The 17,068-nt window shown below is 37.9% G+C and carries 15 protein-coding genes; 2 read left to right on the top strand and 13 right to left on the bottom strand.

Annotation, left to right across the window (positions count from 1 at the left end):
* Positions 1-40 precede the first annotated feature (40 nt).
* The 11 genes from recO to gatC form a co-directional block, all read right to left on the bottom strand.
* A complete protein-coding gene (recO, locus tag LKD20_RS00750) occupies positions 41-745 on the bottom strand; it encodes a DNA repair protein RecO (RefSeq protein ID WP_227720415.1) in 705 nt (234 codons plus the stop codon).
* On the bottom strand, positions 732-2,063 hold the full coding sequence (locus LKD20_RS00745; RefSeq protein WP_227720413.1) for a hemolysin family protein: 1,332 nt from the start codon (positions 2,061-2,063) through the stop codon (positions 732-734). Before LKD20_RS00745 ends, recO begins: the two co-directional genes overlap by 14 nt.
* Before the next feature lie 54 nt (positions 2,064-2,117).
* Positions 2,118-3,017, bottom strand: a complete 900-nt coding sequence (gene era / locus LKD20_RS00740; RefSeq protein ID WP_195185797.1) for a GTPase Era — start codon at positions 3,015-3,017, stop codon at positions 2,118-2,120.
* Entirely contained in the window at positions 3,010-3,486 is a 477-nt protein-coding gene (ybeY, locus tag LKD20_RS00735) for an rRNA maturation RNase YbeY (protein WP_178884903.1), read from the bottom strand. The genes era and ybeY overlap by 8 nt, the downstream gene beginning before the upstream one ends.
* A 2-nt stretch (positions 3,487-3,488) precedes the next feature.
* Positions 3,489-4,502: a PhoH family protein gene (locus LKD20_RS00730; protein WP_227720405.1), complete on the bottom strand. Its 1,014-nt coding sequence runs from the start codon at positions 4,500-4,502 to the stop codon at positions 3,489-3,491.
* A gap of 8 nt (positions 4,503-4,510) precedes the next feature.
* The gene (gene mnmL, locus LKD20_RS00725; RefSeq protein ID WP_227720402.1) at positions 4,511-5,476 is read right to left on the bottom strand and encodes a tRNA modification radical SAM protein MnmL/YtqA; all 966 of its coding nucleotides are present in this window, start codon (positions 5,474-5,476) and stop codon (positions 4,511-4,513) included.
* A gap of 82 nt (positions 5,477-5,558) precedes the next feature.
* The gene (locus tag LKD20_RS00720; protein WP_227720400.1) at positions 5,559-7,397 is read right to left on the bottom strand and encodes a B12-binding domain-containing radical SAM protein; all 1,839 of its coding nucleotides are present in this window, start codon (positions 7,395-7,397) and stop codon (positions 5,559-5,561) included.
* 63 nt (positions 7,398-7,460) lie between these two features.
* Positions 7,461-7,877, bottom strand: coding sequence for a DUF4229 domain-containing protein (locus LKD20_RS00715; RefSeq protein ID WP_119206436.1), 417 nt, complete (start codon positions 7,875-7,877; stop codon positions 7,461-7,463).
* A 167-nt stretch (positions 7,878-8,044) separates the two neighbouring features.
* On the bottom strand, positions 8,045-9,493 hold the full coding sequence (gene gatB / locus LKD20_RS00710; protein WP_008714014.1) for an Asp-tRNA(Asn)/Glu-tRNA(Gln) amidotransferase subunit GatB: 1,449 nt from the start codon (positions 9,491-9,493) through the stop codon (positions 8,045-8,047).
* A complete protein-coding gene (gene gatA / locus LKD20_RS00705) occupies positions 9,490-10,950 on the bottom strand; it encodes an Asp-tRNA(Asn)/Glu-tRNA(Gln) amidotransferase subunit GatA (RefSeq protein WP_227720398.1) in 1,461 nt (486 codons plus the stop codon). The genes gatB and gatA overlap by 4 nt, the downstream gene beginning before the upstream one ends.
* 11 nt (positions 10,951-10,961) lie before the next feature.
* On the bottom strand, positions 10,962-11,252 hold the full coding sequence (gene gatC, locus LKD20_RS00700; protein WP_227720396.1) for an Asp-tRNA(Asn)/Glu-tRNA(Gln) amidotransferase subunit GatC: 291 nt from the start codon (positions 11,250-11,252) through the stop codon (positions 10,962-10,964).
* 206 nt (positions 11,253-11,458) lie between these two features.
* Here gatC and LKD20_RS00695 point away from each other — a divergent pair, with 206 nt between their 5' ends.
* Both LKD20_RS00695 and LKD20_RS00690 read left to right on the top strand, forming a co-directional pair.
* The gene (locus LKD20_RS00695; RefSeq protein ID WP_227720394.1) at positions 11,459-11,986 is read left to right on the top strand and encodes a hypothetical protein; all 528 of its coding nucleotides are present in this window, start codon (positions 11,459-11,461) and stop codon (positions 11,984-11,986) included.
* Positions 11,987-12,012: 26 nt separating this feature from the next.
* Positions 12,013-12,537 (top strand): hypothetical protein, encoded by a 525-nt coding sequence (locus tag LKD20_RS00690; RefSeq protein WP_227720392.1) that lies wholly within the window; start codon positions 12,013-12,015, stop codon positions 12,535-12,537.
* A 210-nt stretch (positions 12,538-12,747) separates the two neighbouring features.
* On the opposite strand, the gene ligA is transcribed toward LKD20_RS00690, so the two are convergent.
* Both ligA and pcrA read right to left on the bottom strand, forming a co-directional pair.
* Positions 12,748-14,751: an NAD-dependent DNA ligase LigA gene (gene ligA / locus LKD20_RS00685; protein WP_227720390.1), complete on the bottom strand. Its 2,004-nt coding sequence runs from the start codon at positions 14,749-14,751 to the stop codon at positions 12,748-12,750.
* A gap of 81 nt (positions 14,752-14,832) precedes the next feature.
* Positions 14,833-17,022, bottom strand: coding sequence for a DNA helicase PcrA (gene pcrA / locus LKD20_RS00680; RefSeq protein WP_227720388.1), 2,190 nt, complete (start codon positions 17,020-17,022; stop codon positions 14,833-14,835).
* Positions 17,023-17,068: the final 46 nt, after the last annotated feature.

The following is a 17,068-nucleotide window of genomic DNA, read 5'->3' as shown; positions in this document are numbered from 1 at the left end:
CAAAAGGCAGTTTGATTTCTCAAACTGCCTTTTACTATCATTAAATTATAGAATTTAAAAACTTAACGCTTTGTAATGGTTTACCGATTTCTTGCTCGCAGTATGCCAATAATAGTTTTTCTAGTTCCTTCCATATTGTTTTGGGAAGTTCTATAGGCGTGTCTTCACCCCACTGATATCCGAGAATTTGAGGTAATCCAGCTTTTACAGAAGGAGAAATGCTAAGATTTGTCGTTTCTTTCAACTGTATCCAGAATGGATCGATACCATCTTGATGTGAAAAAGCATTAGCACTAGGCACAACCCCTGCGAGGGATAGTAATTGCCATCCTAACATTATCGTTCCTAGCTGTACATTTCGGCGCCGTATTTGCTTGGAATAGTTTACAACGGTATCAAACACCTTGCGATCTACATCATACATTGCAAATAGTTCTTGAATAAGCTCACTGGCCACTGCAGCATAAGCAATATTATCTAAATTAACATCTAATGATTCTACCACATAGGAACCATCAATTTGTGTTACATTTACATATTCACCATCAGGTACCACTGTGATATACATGGCACTAAAGGGACGTAAATAGGAACTGTTACGCATTGTCATCATACGCTTATGCGGGATGGATGCACGAATGAGTCCTAAGCTAGGTGTGATAAAAGTAAATACGGAGTATAGCTTATATTTTTTTCGACTAATGACGATGGCAGGTGTGTTAAAACCACCATTAAGCTTCTTCATGTTCTTCTTCCGTTGTTTCCTCTTCAGGTAAAGGTGTTACTTTAATACGAGAAACGCGATACCCTTGCATTTGTGTTACTTCAAAGGTATATCCCAATGCATCGACCGTATCACCAACGATTGGCGTCCGTTCTAAGAGACCAAATACATAGCCACCGATTGTATCAGAGTCAGAATCGTCAATTTCAACGTCCATCATTTCTTCTACTTCATCTACGAGGACCTTGCCATCAAACTCGAAGGACCCATCTGCATAAGCGATTTTAGCTGGTAAGTGTGGTTCATGTTCGTCTTGAATATCCCCAACGAGCTCTTCAATAATATCTTCAAGCCCTACGAGACCAACCATACCACCGTACTCATCTACAACAACAGCTTGATAAATACGGCGAGTTCTCATGTATTGTAGTAATGTAGATAATTTCATTACTTCTGGCACAGTTAAAATATCTCGTTTAACATTACGCAAATCCTTACGCGCTTGATTAGGACGTTCCATGAGGTCCTTAATATGAACAAGACCGATGATATGATCCTTATCCTCTACACATAGAGGATAACGTGTATGTGCTTTAGAACGAATAAATTTCATCGCTTCATCGTAACCGTCTTCAACGAAAATACAGTCCACATCTTGACGAGGTACCATAACCTCTTTGGCTCTACGGTCCACAAAGTTAAATACATTGTCGATCAATTCAGATTCCACTTGGTCTAGTTGACCTTCTTCATGACTTCGAGAAATCATCATACGAATTTCTTCTTCAGAGTATACAAGATCTAGTTCTGTTAAATATTTTGTTTTGTAAAAGCCCAAAATAACTGTGGAGATTTTGCTAGCAATCCAAATAAACGGATATACCAAACGACCTGCCGCTACTACAATACGACAATATGTATTTACGTACTTTGTTGGGAAGGATAAACCTAATGCTTTAGGTACGATTTCACCAAAGATAAGAACTATTAAGCTAATAAATAGCAATAAAAGTATATCTAGTACGAAGTGCATCCATGTACTATGCACATTAAATACCGATACAAGTTGATCTACGATATTATCAAATACATAAGTGCCTGTACCAGCAAGAGCCAAAATAAAGAATAAAATCAAAAACTGCGTCGTATTCAAGAAATACTCAGGGTTTTGATAGAGCTTTAATAAAAACTCTCGATCCTTTTCCAAAAGGATATCCATATCCTCTACATGCTCTTTACGAAGACGAGCAAAGGAGAACTTTGCAACCACAAAAAAGTTAATTAAAAATATACATACAAGACCAAACCCTATGGGTAACAGGCCATCTACACTATCCATCTTAATTCCTTTCGTACAATTGAGAAAACAAGTTAGTTTTTATTATAGCAAAAATTATTTTCTATAACCAAGTTCAGATAACATGCCAGATTTATTACGCCAATCCTTTTTAACCTTAACCCAAAGGTCTAAGTATACCTTTGTAGCCAATAGTTTTTGAATATCTGCACGCGCTTCAGCGCCGAGTTGTTTTAACAAGGCCCCTTTTTTACCGATGATGATACCCTTTTGGGAATCTCGTTCACAGTAGATAGTAGCGCGAATATAGGTTGTGCCATCATCACGTGTTTTCATTTCATCTACGTCTACAGCGATAGCATGAGGAATTTCATCCCGTGTAGACAATAAGATTTTTTCGCGTACGATATCGGAAATGATTAAACGTTCTGGTTGATCCGTAATCATATCTTCTGGGAAGTATTGCGGACCTTCAGGTAATGTTTCCTCTAATACCTTAAGAACTTCAGTTAAGTTCTCTTTATCTTTAGCAGAAATAGGAATGACCCCTGCAAATGGATATGCATCTTGATAAGAAACAATGGCTTCCAAGAGCTCTTCTTTTTTAAGGGTATCAATCTTGTTAACTACTAAGAATACAGGAACTTTTACACGTTTCAATTGTTCAATAATGAAGTTGTCCCCAGGACCGCGCTTTTCATTACCTGCTACTACAAATAAAACAGCTTCCGTTTCTTTCAAGGACTCAATGGCAGCATCTACCATGAATTCACCTAATTTATGTTTTGGCTTATGTACACCTGGTGTATCCATGAAAACGATTTGTTTTGCTTCATCTGTATATACACAGATAATACGGTTACGCGTTGTTTGAGCCTTATCGGATACGATAGCGATTTTGTCGCCAATAAGGGCATTAATTAATGTAGATTTACCAACATTAGGGCGTCCTACAACGGCAACAAAGCCAGATTTAAAATGTTCGTTCTTATTCATTATATGGTGCATCCTCCCGCACATAACCGAGATTACCTAAGATAAATTCTTCTTCAGTACGCATCTCTTTTTTATCTTCGTCGTTCATATGGTCATAGCCTAAGATATGTAAGCAACTGTGAGTCGTTAAATACGCTAATTCTCGTTCAAAGCTATGTCCATATTCGATAGCCTGTTCACGAGTGCGCTCTAAAGAAATAATCATATCACCAAGTAAGTGATGTTCCTCTTCACTGCCTTCGTAATCATCCCCTTCATTAAGGGCAAAGGACAATACATCGGTAGGTCTATCGATGCCGCGATATTCTTTGTTAAGCTCGTGAATCTTAGCATTATCGCAGAGCAAAATACTCATTTCATCCTCTTCAAGACCATATACGCGACTCACTTCATCACAGACCTTGCGTATAACAGCCTCAATATTGGAATCCTCTCGAATTCCTTCATCATAGCTAATATGTATATACATGCTTATCCTTTCGCTACATGGTCTTTAGATGCTGCTTTAGTTTCCGCAGTCTCACCAGCTAATTTACGTTCATGATACTGATCGTAAGCTTTTACAATACGACCAACTAAATCGTGACGAACAACGTCTTGATCGCTAAAGTAAACCATATTAATCCCCGGTACATGACGCAATACCTTTTCAGCCTCGCCAAGACCAGACACAACACGTGGTGGCAAGTCAATTTGTGTCTTATCACCGTTGACTACCATTTTAGAGTTGTTACCTAAACGTGTTAAGAACATCTTCATCTGCTCAGCCGTCGTATTTTGAGCTTCGTCTAGAATAACGAAGGCGTTTTCTAAGGTACGACCACGCATATATGCTAATGGTGCTACCTCGATAGTACCGCGCTCCATAAAGCGTTGTACTTGCTCGATGCCAAACATTTCATGTAATGCATCATAAAGAGGTCGCAAATAAGGATCTACCTTGTCTTGTAATTCACCAGGTAGGAAGCCTAATCGTTCACCAGCCTCTACAGCAGGACGAGTCAAAATGATTTTATCTACATTGCGGTTTTTTAAATAGAATGCGGCTAACGCTACGGCTAGGAATGTTTTACCTGTACCAGCGGGGCCTATACCAAAGGTAATGGTATTTTTACGGATGCTATCTACATAGTATTTCTGACCTTCCGTTTTAGGCGTAATATTTTTACCGCGCATATTAACAGATAAGGTATCTTCAAACATAGTATGTACAGCATCAGCTTTACCGTTCGCTACGAGTTTGGCCGCAATACGAACTTGGGACTCAGTAATGGTACTACCTTCACGATATAAAAATACCAGTTCCTCTAACGTACGATACAGGGCCTCTACTTGCTTTTCATCGCCTTTGATAACCACAGTATCCCCGCGTGCCACTACATCTACAGAGATGACTTCAAGCATCATATGCAAATATCGATTATGTTGACCTAGTATGGATTGTGCTAGGTCATATGTAGGAAATGTAAATACTTGTTCGCTCATACAACCTCCTAATCTATAAACTTACGAACGGCTTTGCCGTTTAAATAATCACATAAATCACCTTGATGGGCATCCAGTTCGTCTAATTTATCATCAATTAAGTCTTGAACTCGCCACCATCCCATAGACCAATTTGTAAATAACGTATTATCTTCAGGCGCTCGCCCAACAAGACGTTGTAATACAATGTCAGGGTGTAAATGACGGACAAAATTGACTACGCGGTCAGCATATTCTTCTGCACTGATTAAGGTGAACTGACCTTCTTGATACCACTTAGCCATCAATGTATTTTTAACGATATACAAGGCATGTAATTTAACTTGATCTACGCCGAGCGCTGATAAGATACGGGCCCCTTCAATAGTATCCTTCATAGTATCCCATGGAAGATTTACTATCATATGGGTTGTTACATTAAATCCATATCGTTTAATACGTAGTACAGCATCAATAAACTGTGCTAAATCATGGCCTCGATTAATTTTCTCTAATGTATCATAATTGACCGTTTGCAAGCCTAATTCAATATAGATATCCTTTTGAAAGCGATTTCTAATATCAGCCAATATGTCTAAGTATTCATCGGCAATACAGTCTGGTCGCGTCGCAATAGCAATACCTACCGCTTCGTCGATGCAGCCTTGCTCCATATAGCTTTTAAAATCATCAAGTCCCAAATAGGTATTACTAAAGTTTTGATAATAGGGTATAAATTTTTTCGCCTTATATTTAGGACCTATGTGAGCAATGTTTTCCTCTAATTGCATACGCACTGTCATCCAAGCAGGACGATTTTCATAGCCCGCACCAATTTCTCCGCAGAAGGTACAGCCCCCTACGCCAGCTGAACCGTCTCGATTAGGACAAGTCAAAGGCAACGCCACAGGCAATTTATAAACCTTTTCCCCATAGGTTTCTTTATAATATTTAGATACCATGCGGTATCGTTTTGGTCTCGTTGTATCGGTCATAACACTCCTATTTAACTAACCAATCATCGCTTGTTATGTAATATCTCAATTATCAAAAATTAGATAAATTATTTTTATGTTACTAACAAGCCTCTATTTCAGGACGTATAAATGGTTTTACCTCTTTATTAACGTCAATAATTACTGTAAATGGTGTATTAGGTACATTCTCTATGCCTAATACATGTGCCGTATCTTCAGACATTGGCATTTCTACGTATTGTTGGCGAATTTTGCGCCATTCTTTAAATGTATAGTTTGGAATATACTGAGATGCAATCTCTTCGTTGCGCCAGAATGCTTCCCCTTCTTGTAAAAACTCTTTTGTTTGTTTTGGTAAGCCAACGGCTTCGCTGCGAACCTTACCTCGATAGCTAACAAGTGTATCATATTGCAATAGTTCAGCTGCTACTTTGTCGCCTTTAGACAAGAAGAAATTATACAAGAACTCGATTTGGTCGATATCTTTCAAGTTAACCTTGTGATTGCCTGCATCGAGCCAAGCTTGTGTCATTTCACAGAAATAAGAAAAAGCATCTTTTTTAGGCTCCACTTTAGTTGGATCATACTTTTTCATTGGTGGTACATGATTTGTTACTGTATCTTCACCAGTTATGGATGTATCAGTATGTTCCTTAATAAGCTTACTACCAATATAACCAAAGACAGTTCTAAAACGCTCGCTATTATAGAAGCGTTCAAATACATCTTCAAAGTGCTTCAAGAAACGAACGTCTTTATATGGCAATACATGGGTACTTAAAACCTCGTAAGGTGCTAAAGGATCACTAATATATTGGTATTCCTCCATGCGGCGTACACCAGAGCCTTTTAATAGTTTCAAGAAACCTATTTGTAGCGCATGAGGTTGCAAGCTAAAGAGATCATTAAAGGATTGTCCAAATCGTTCTCTATTTTCATGTGGTAATCCTACAATCAAATCCATATGTACATGTGTACGACCGGCCTCAATAATAGGACGGATAGCCTTTTGAATGTACGGCCAATCATTGTAACGATTAATAGCATCCAAGGTTTTCTTATGTGTACTTTGTACGCCCACTTCGATTTGAATACGGCCTGGTGGTGTTTCACAGAGAATTTGTGTTTCCCACTCCGTCATGAGTTCTGGTTCCATTTCCAAATGGAAGTTCGTCTCTGTATCTGCATCACGCATGAATTCCATCATAGAGCGATGATGATGTGGTGCACAGTTAAATGTTCTATCTACAAATTTAACCTGTTTCACCTTGTGATCGATAAACCATTGTAACTCTTTGAAGGTTCTCTCCTGTGGGAAGAACCGTACTGTATTCTTATTACCAGATAAGCAATACTGACAAGAGAATGGACATCCGCGAGAAGATTCATAATAGATGATTTTATGTTCTAAATCCTCCATATCCTCTTCCACATATGGGAATGGAATGGTACTAAGATCTTTAACCTCTACAGCCTCTGTAGAGCCCATAAGTTTGCCTGAAATATGACATCCTCGTACCCCAGGGATTTCTTCTTCTAATCCATCCTTCCCATTTTGTAATGCACTAATGAGTTGATAGAAAGCTTCTTCCCCTTCGCCTTGTACAACATAATCTACAGCATGACAACGATTTAGAATTTCATCAGCAGTGAAAGATACCTCCGGACCGCCTAAGATAATTTTAATATCTGGTCGAACGGCTTTCACCATGTCCACCACATGTAAGGTCATTTCGATGTTCCAAATATAGCAAGCGAAGCCCAATACATCTATATTGCGCTCTGTAATATCGCTAAGAATATGTAAAACAGGCATATTAATAGTATATTCTACTATATCGTATGCCTGTCCGTGAGCCTGCCCGTAGGCTTTGAGATACCGCAAAGCCAGGGAGGAATGTATAAATTTTGAGTTTAATGTGGATAAAACTACGTTCATAGGTCCCCTTTAAATCATCGAATGGCTCAGCCACCGTCTAGTCATAATATATATATTATACCATTAAAAGAGGCCAAAGATAAAGGAAACAATAGCACCCACTAAAATGACAACCCCTACTACAGAGAGGATAATGCCACCGAAGAATACTACAGCTGCTAAAACAACAGCTAATATGATAATCAAAATGATGCGACTAAGCCAGCTTGTACTATTAAAGCTATACACCTTAACATGAGGGCCATATTGATTGTACTCTTCACCGCGTTGATACTCTTCGTTCATATTGCTAGGTGTAGAGTCCACATGAACAGAGTCTCCTACCTCTTCAATGGTTACACCATCAAAGTCACGGCGTTCATCATCAGATAATACCCGTGTATTTGGCTCTCCGAAGTGAGCATTACTACCAAAGCTATCGCTACGTTCATTATTTCTATATGTATTTTGATTGTTATTTGTATTGTGTTGATCAGACATCGTTACGTCCTTTATATGACCAAAAGAATAATTAATTTTATACAACTTATTATACCATATTTCTCTGATAAAAATGCAAATAAATATCCCCTATAGATATAAATTCATATATCTATAGGGGATATTTTTGTTTGTATTGCTTATATGACTATAGGCTAACGGGCAAATTAGTCTTTCAAGTATTTTTGAAGCAATTGATTTACCATACCTGGGTTAGCACGGCCTTTAGATTCTTTCATAACTTGACCTACTAAGAAGCCAATAGCTTTACCATTACCACCTTTGAAATCTGCCACTGGTTGTGGATTATTAGCAATAACTTGCTTAACGATTTCTTCAATAGCACCAGTATCTGTGATTTGAACAAGACCTTCTTCTTTTACGATAGTATCAGCATCCTTGCCAGATTCCCACATGGATACGATAACTTTTTTCGCAATTTTACCAGAGATTGTACCTTTATCGATAAGGGCAATCATACCAGCCAAGTTTTCTGGGCTTACTTTAGATTCAGCGAATGTTAAACCACTTTCATTAATCATCTTGGACAAGTCACCAAGCATCCAGTTAGCCACAGTCTTAGCATCTGCACCTGCTTTTACAGTAGCATCTAAGAAATCTGCAGTTTTACGAGATACAGTAAGGATTGTTGCATCTTCACGAGACAAACCATATTCAGATACAAAGCGTTCAATCTTAGCATCTTGCAATTCAGGTAACGCACGACGTACTTCTTCGATTTTTTCGTCCGTAATTACAATTGGTACCAAGTCTGGTTCAGGGAAGTAACGGTAATCGTTTTCTTCATCTTTCTTACGCATACCAATAGTAATGCCTTGAGCATCATCCCAAGTACGTGTTTCTTGATCTACTTTGCCGCCAGCTTCGATCAACTTAGCTTGACGCAAGGCTTCATATTCAACAACCTTTTGAATAGCTGTTAAGGAGTTAACATTCTTAGTTTCTGTACGTGTACCAAACTCTTTAGTACCGCGCAAACGTACGGATACGTTACAGTCACCACGCAAGGAACCTTCTTCCATACGACCATCAGATACTTCTAAGTATTGCAAGATGGAACGTAGTTTTTCAACATATGCTCTTGCTTCTGCACCAGAACGAATATCTGGTTCAGATACGATTTCAAGAAGAGGAACACCTGTACGGTTGTAGTCAACGTTAGAAGATTTAGAATCAGAAATAGTGTTACCACTGTGAACGAGTTTACCTGCATCTTCTTCCATGTGAATACGCGTAATACCAATGCGTTTAGTTTCACCATTTACTTCAATGTCCAAATGACCATTTAAGCAAATTGGCAAATCATATTGAGATGTTTGATAGTTTTTAGGCAAATCTGGATAGTAGTAGTTTTTACGGTCAAATTTATTAAAGTTTAGAATTTCACAGTTCAATGCTAAACCAACTTTGATAGCAAATTCTACTACTTGTTTATTTAACACAGGCATAGCACCAGGTAAGCCAAGGCAAACTGGGCATACATGTGTATTTTGATCGCCGCCGAATTCAGTGGTACAACCACAGAAGATTTTAGACTTAGTCTTAAGCTCTGTATGAACCTCTAAACCAACGACTGTTTCGTATTTACTACTCATAGAGAAACCTCCCCAGTTGGTGCTACTAATTGACAGTCTGGACGTGCTTGTTCAAATGTGAAAGCAGCACGTAATAATGTTTCTTCACCCATAGCAGGGCCAAGTAATTGTAAGCCAATTGGCAAATTATTGCTACTCATACCTGCTGGGATGCTAATACCTGGAATACCTGCAAGGTTTGCTGGTACTGTACAGATATCTTCTAAGTACATTGCCAATGGATCATTTGCTTTTTCACCAAATTTATAAGATGTATTAGGTGCAGTTGGTGTTAAAATCAAATCCACTTTGGAGAATGCTTCATCAAATTCATTTTTAATGAGGCGACGTACTTTTAATGCTTTCAAATAGTAAGCATCATAGTAACCAGCGCTCAATACATAGGTACCTAACAAGATACGGCGTTGTACTTCAGGACCAAAACCTTCTGTACGAGTTTTAGTAGACATATCTACTAAGTTATCTGCAGATACGCGCATACCATAGCTTACACCGTCATAACGAGCCAAGTTGGAGCTAGCTTCTGCCAATGCGATGATATAGTATGCAGACAACGCATATTTAGAGTTAGGTAAGGAAACCTCAACGATTTCAGCACCTAATTTTTTATATGTTTCGATAGCCTCTTCCATAGCTTTTCGAACTTCGCTATTGAGACCTTCGCCAAAGAATTCTTTTGGCACACCGATTTTAAGATTTTTTACATCATTTACAAGAGCTGTAGTGTAGTCTACACGAGCACCTGGAATGGATGTAGAGTCTTTCGCATCATGACCAGAGATGGCATTTAATACTAAAGCAGCATCTGTTACATCACGAGTAATAGACCCAATTTGATCCAAAGAGGATGCGAAGGCAATAAGGCCATAACGAGATACATTACCGTATGTTGGTTTTAAACCTACTACGCCACAGAAGGACGCTGGTTGACGAATAGAACCACCTGTATCAGAGCCAAGAGCCCAAATTGCAGAGCCACTAGATACAGCTGCAGCACTACCACCAGAAGAACCACCTGGTACGCAATCTGCATTCCAAGGGTTAGTCGTTTTTGCTAATGCAGAGTTTTCTGTAGAACCACCCATAGCAAATTCGTCCATGTTAAGTTTACCAAGACTTACAAATTGATTATCTTGTAAACGTTCAATAACAGACGCATTGTATGGAGGTACAAAGTTCTCTAACATTTTAGATGCACATGTTGCAGGTTCATCTTTAATACAAATATTATCTTTAATCGCACCAGGAATACCTGCCAATGGAGAAATAGCTTCACCTTTAGCAATTGCTTCATCTACAAGCTTAGCTGTAGCTAAAGCACGATCATGAGAATCGGATAAGTACGCATGTACAGTCGGTTCCACTTTCGCTTTATGTGCAATAACAGCATTCGTCAATTCAACGGCGCTGATTTCTTTATTCACTAGTTTCTTGTGTAATTCATGAATTGTTGCCACAGCAAAACCTCCTATTCTTGTACAACGCGAGGTACTTTAAAGTACCCATCCTCTGCTTCTGGAGCATTGGACAAAGCTAAATCATGGTCTAAGGATGGTTTTGTTTCATCCTCTCTAAATACATTGTGCAATGGTACTGCATGAGCCATTGGTTCTACATCATTAAGCTCTAATGCATCTAGTTCAGCAACATAAGTCAAGATATCGGATAACTCTTTTTCTACATGTGCCATATGTTCTTCCTTAACTTCCAAACGTGAAAGCCAGGCGATTTTTTTAATTTCCTCTTGGCTGATTTTCATCGGAACACATCCTTTCATAATTACTTATTATAAAGCATAGATGTGTTATTTTCAAAGAAATTAACATATCTATGATTAATGTTAAACTATAAACATTATAAACAAAATTTGTCAGCTCTTTTGCTTGTATTTTTACATTAGTATATATATCATTAAAGTAATAATATATAAACATATAATGCAACTTAGCTTAAGAGGTAATATACATGACTAAACTTTTATTATTAGTACTATTTATTCTAATACCACTTACGTCAAATGCTATATCATTAAACGAATTAAGAAATAATCCTACCAAATATAAACTTGTATACTCAGATAGTTCAGGTGATCAATATGTTGATAATGATACTATTAATGTCATTAGATATGCACCACCGTACTATGTTATAAGCTCTACATCATATTTAGTATCTTATGAATATAATGTTCTATCCGAATTGCATAACACATATTTTTATGATTATAACAATAACATATCAACTTTACTTGAAAAAACGCACTCAGAGCAGGAGTTTGGTAGTCAAGTCACACAATACGCTGGTATCAAATATAAAACTAATAAAATAACTATATTTAATTATAACGGGGAGGTATATCAAGGTCCAATTTTAAGGAATGAATCGGCAAAGATTCCAAAAATATTATCGCCTGCATATGAATCCGCTATGTATTCGTTTTATAAATCTTATAATACTTATTTCAATATTCCATCAAAAATTCAAAAATTCTAATAACTTATAAGGAGTGTATTAATCCTATGATTAAAATCTTTTTCTATATATTATTAATACTATTTCCTATCACCACTAATGCCATTTCACTTCAAGAAATAAGGGATAATCCAACAAGATTCAAATACATCTATGCAGATAATAGAGGAGATGGATACGTAGATATTAGTAGTATCAATGTTATAAGATATGCACCTCCATATTATGTCATAAACTCATCTCTATATTTAGTTGATTATAGTAAAGGTGCAATAGCACAAATAAATAGTACTTATTTCTACGACTACAGCCAGAATGTAACTTCAACTTTAGAAAAAAGTAAGAATAAAGCAGAGTTTACTAATAAAATCCTAAAATATGCAGGTATAAAACATAAGATTAATTCTATGCCAACATATGATTTTTCTGGTAATGTATTATCCACAACACCTTATTCTGGAAATTTAACAACTCCAGCACTTTTATCTCCAGCATATACTGCTGCTATGTTCTCGTTTTATAATTCATATAATGAATACTTTAATCCACCAGATAAACATCAAAAGTTCTAATTATGTCTCCCAATAATCGTGATCGAAATATCATGATTATTGGAGTTCTTTTTATAAGAAAATTAATTTTTTGATGGGACTTCTTTATATAAAATGTAATAAAAAGAAATTACTATACCTGTGCAGCGACATTACGTAGGACGGAGCAAACAGGTATAGTAATTTCTTTTTTACTAGTTAACACTAATATAACAGGGCCCCATCAAAAAATTAAATATCTTCTCCCAGTTCGCGTAGGAGTTCTACAAACTCTTCTTCATTCATAACGCGAATACCCAATTCATTTGCTTTAGTAAGCTTACTACCACTGTCTTCGCCAGCAATAACAAGGGTTGTTTTCTTAGATACGGAACCTGTTACCTTTGCGCCATGAGCTTCAAGAATCTTACCAGCTTCACTGCGGCCCATAACTTCAAGTTTACCTGTGAGAACGACGATTTCGCCTTCCATATGGTTGTCTGCTGCTTCAACAACATCTACAGTCATCTTAAGTCCTGCCGCTGTTAAACCTTCAATAATTTCTACATGAGCAGGATCTTGACGGTATTCAACAATACTATCTGCCATTGTAGGACCAATCTCTTCTACTGCAACGAGTTCTTCCTTAGTAATAGTCATGAATCGTTCCATAGATTTTACAACACTTGCAATTGTTCCGGCTGCCTTAGATCCAATTAGTCGAATACCAAGACCATATAGTACACGATCTAATCCGCGAGATTTAGAATCTGCGATAGCTTTTACCAAATTCTCAGCAGACTTCTTACCCATTCGGTCCATGGTAACTAGTTGTTCGACCGTTAAATGATATAAATCAACAACATTGGTGATTAATTTGTTATTGATTAGGTTTTCTACAATACTAGGACCGAGACCATCGATATTCATAGCATCGCGAGATGCAAAATGAATAATTTGTTCCTTTTCAATGGCAGGACAATGTTTATTGGTACAACGAACAGCGGCTTCACCTTCACGTCGAACTGTAGGCGATTCGCATACAGGACATGTATTAGGAATTGTGAAAGGCACTTCAGAACCAGTTCGTTTTTCTGGGACTACGCGGATAACCTCTGGAATAATCTCGGCTGCCTTGTGAATGATGACATGGTCACCAATACGAATATCTTTTTCATTGATGAAGTCTTGATTATGTAATGTAACACGACTTACATTTGTACCGGATACGAATACAGATTCCAATTCACCAGTTGGTGTAAGAACCCCCGTACGCCCCACATTGATAGTGATATCCTTAAGAATGGTTTCCACTTCTTCTGGTGGATATTTGTATGCTGTTGCCCATTTAGGATCCTTTGCAGTACTGCCAAGTACCTCTTGGTCGTCAAAACTATTAACCTTAATTACCATGCCATCTGTGTCGTAAGGCAAGTCATGACGCTTTTCATCCCAATAATTGATAGTTTCAATAACTTCATCAATGGTTTGACACACGCGATAGTGAGGATTTACAGAGAACTTAAAGCTTTCTAGGCTTTTAAGTAATTCCTCTTGGCTATGAATACTAGCACCTTCTTCAGAGCCAATAGCATAGGCAAAGAAAGCTAGGTTTCTACTTGCTGTAATAGCAGGATCTTGTTGACGCAAGGAGCCTGCCGCAGCATTACGAGGATTTACGAAGGTTGGCAAGCCCTCTTCATCACGTTCTTCATTTATGCGTTTAAATTCGCTATGAGGCATGTAGGCTTCACCGCGAACCTCAATAAATTCAGGTGCATTTTCTAGATATAAGGGAATGGACTTAATTGTTCGTACATTGGCTGTAACATCTTCACCAACACGGCCATCACCACGTGTTACAGCACGTACAAACATGCCATTTTCATAGTGCAAATTAACAGCTAAGCCATCTATTTTAAGTTCTACTACATAAGCAGAAGGCTTATGGCCCAATTCCTTTTCTACGCGATTTGCAAACGCACGCACTTCATCAGCACTAAATACATTAGATAAGCTCAACATAGGGCGGCCGTGAACGACCTTTTCAAAGGAACCTTCCACCTTCATGCCTACACGTTGTGTTGGAGATGATGGCACAATATATTCAGGATGAGCTGTTTCTAAATCAACGAGCTCTCGATATTTTTTATCGTATTCAAAGTCACTCATTGTAGGAGCATCTTTTACATAGTATAAATACTGTGCATGAGTTAGCTCTTGTTGTAACTCTTTAATTCTATCTTTTGGATTCATATTACATCCCTTTTACTATGCAGTAACAATCTATACGTTCCATACAAGCAAGGTAAAGAGGTTAACTGCTATACATAAGTTTTATCCCTTTTTAACCGGTGCAAATTTAGCCATGACCACACGTACACCTTGTGTGGGGAATTCAATAGTTAGCTTCATACCAGCCCCTTCACCAGCAACATTGATAACCTTACCATTGCCCCACTTACTATGAATGGCTGTATCACCAATCTTCCAATCAGCAATTACTTCATTGCGAACAATTGGCTTCGTAACAGGTCGGCTTGTGACACTCATATGTTGCGGCACATGACGCTTAATATCATCAGGTACTTTACGCTTAGCACGCAAACCATCTACTAACTCTTCAGGAATTTCGTCGATAAAGCGAGATGGTAAATAGCTGCTAGTGCGACCAAATACGGTGCGCGTAGTGGCATTAGAAATATATAATTCCTTTTCAGCACGAGTAATACCTACATAAGCAAGGCGGCGTTCCTCTTCGATTTCCTCAGGGTTCATCAAGGTGCGGCTATGAGGGAATAAACCTTCCTCCAATCCTCCTAAGAATACAATTGGAAACTCCAAACCTTTGGCAGCATGTAATGTCATTAATGTCACTTTAGACTCTTCTTGCTCGAAGGAATCAACATCATTAACAAGGGCTACTTGTTCCAAGAAGTCCTCCACTGTACCAGTTGGATTTGTATCTTGGAAGTCTTTAGCTACAGATAAAAGCTCACCGATATTCTCAGCGCGAGCCTGATCTTGTGGATCTGTACTTTCTTCTAATTGTGCCAAGTAACCTGTTCTATCTAAAATAGATTCTAAGATATCAAGAACAGTTCTATCTTCCATTTCAGCTACGAGAGTAAAGATAAGGATACCAAACTCCTCTAACTTTTCCTTTGTCTTACCTTTAATCGTATCTACCAGATGTAACTGTGTTAATGTCATAAACAAGGATGTGCCATTTGCACGTGCATAATCTTGTAGTTTTGCCACTGTAGTAGCACCAATACTACGCTTAGGTACATTGATAATACGTAATAGGCTCAAATCATCGAAAGGATTATATAATACGCGCAAGTAAGCCAATACATCTTTAATTTCTTTCCGATCATAGAACTTTGTGCCCCCTACCATTGTATATGGCAAAGCTCGTTTAATCAGTGCTTCTTCGAGTACACGAGATTGAGCATTTGTACGATACAAAATGGCCATATCTCCATAAGGTACACCATGAATATCGTGCTTTTTAGCAATAGTATCTCCAATGAAAGCCGCTTCTTCATGTTCAGACTGCGCCGTAAAATGCTGGATTTTAGCGCCTTCTGTCTTATCTGTCCACAAGTTTTTCTTTGGACGACCTTCGTTATTTTCAATTACCGCATTGGCTGCATCAAGGATAACCTTTGTAGAGCGGTAGTTTTGCTCCAACTTAATAGATGTACAGTTTGGATAATCCTTTTCAAAGTCTAAGATATTTTGAATATCTGCACCACGCCAAGCGTAAATACTTTGGTCAGCATCACCTACAACGGCAATATTTTTCCAATGAGAAGCTAATAATTTTGCCAATAAATATTGAGCATGGTTCGTATCTTGATATTCGTCAATCATGACATAACGAAAACGCTTGCTATATTTATCTAGCACAGCTTCATTAGATTGCAATAATTTTACTGCCACCAATAAAAGGTCATCAAAGTCTAAGGCATTATTTTTACGTAATTCCCGTTCATAATATTCATATACATCGGCTACCTTTTGTTGGTAAAAGTCCCGTGCTTGTTTTCTAAAATCAGAGGCAAATAACAATTTATTCTTTGCATCTGAGATAGCAGCGATCATAGCGCCTACGGGATAGTATTTATCGTCGAGGTTTAATGCCTTTAAGGCAGCCTTAATAACAGCTTGAGAGTCAGATGTATCATAGATTGTAAAATTACTGTTATAACCTAAGAAATTATCTAGCTCAAAACGCAAGAATTTCGCACAGAAGCTATGAAATGTGCTGAGCCAAATACGATTAGCTACATCACCTACAAGACCTTCTACACGACTTTTCATTTCTTTTGCCGCTTTATTGGTGAACGTAATAGCCAAGATTTCATAAGGATTGACACCTTGAGCCAATAAATGTGCAATACGAACCGTTAAAACCTTTGTTTTACCAGATCCGGCACCAGCTAAAATCAATAAAGGGCCTTCCGTATGTTGAACGGCTTGTTGTTGCTCTTTATTTAAACCTGTTAATAATGAATTCATCGGAACCCCCCTATCGACCTTACATATACTATAGTTTGATAATCAT

Origin of the sequence: Veillonella fallax (genome assembly GCF_020687175.1) — a bacterium.
GTDB classification, from domain to species: domain Bacteria; phylum Bacillota; class Negativicutes; order Veillonellales; family Veillonellaceae; genus Veillonella; species Veillonella fallax.
This window is presented reverse-complemented; position numbering and strand designations above follow the sequence as displayed.

Coding starts and splice junctions, on each gene's coding strand:
- recO (WP_227720415.1), bottom strand. CDS start 745: ATGAAGAAGCTTAATGGTGGTTTTAACACACCTGCCATCGTCATTAGT.
- LKD20_RS00745 (WP_227720413.1), bottom strand. CDS start 2,063: ATGGATAGTGTAGATGGCCTGTTACCCATAGGGTTTGGTCTTGTATGT.
- era (WP_195185797.1), bottom strand. CDS start 3,017: ATGAATAAGAACGAACATTTTAAATCTGGCTTTGTTGCCGTTGTAGGA.
- ybeY (WP_178884903.1), bottom strand. CDS start 3,486: ATGTATATACATATTAGCTATGATGAAGGAATTCGAGAGGATTCCAAT.
- LKD20_RS00730 (WP_227720405.1), bottom strand. CDS start 4,502: ATGAGCGAACAAGTATTTACATTTCCTACATATGACCTAGCACAATCC.
- mnmL (WP_227720402.1), bottom strand. CDS start 5,476: ATGACCGATACAACGAGACCAAAACGATACCGCATGGTATCTAAATAT.
- LKD20_RS00720 (WP_227720400.1), bottom strand. CDS start 7,397: ATGAACGTAGTTTTATCCACATTAAACTCAAAATTTATACATTCCTCC.
- LKD20_RS00715 (WP_119206436.1), bottom strand. CDS start 7,877: ATGTCTGATCAACACAATACAAATAACAATCAAAATACATATAGAAAT.
- gatB (WP_008714014.1), bottom strand. CDS start 9,493: ATGAGTAGTAAATACGAAACAGTCGTTGGTTTAGAGGTTCATACAGAG.
- gatC (WP_227720396.1), bottom strand. CDS start 11,252: ATGAAAATCAGCCAAGAGGAAATTAAAAAAATCGCCTGGCTTTCACGT.
- LKD20_RS00695 (WP_227720394.1), top strand. CDS start 11,459: ATGACTAAACTTTTATTATTAGTACTATTTATTCTAATACCACTTACG.
- LKD20_RS00690 (WP_227720392.1), top strand. CDS start 12,013: ATGATTAAAATCTTTTTCTATATATTATTAATACTATTTCCTATCACC.
- ligA (WP_227720390.1), bottom strand. CDS start 14,751: ATGAATCCAAAAGATAGAATTAAAGAGTTACAACAAGAGCTAACTCAT.
- pcrA (WP_227720388.1), bottom strand. CDS start 17,022: ATGAATTCATTATTAACAGGTTTAAATAAAGAGCAACAACAAGCCGTT.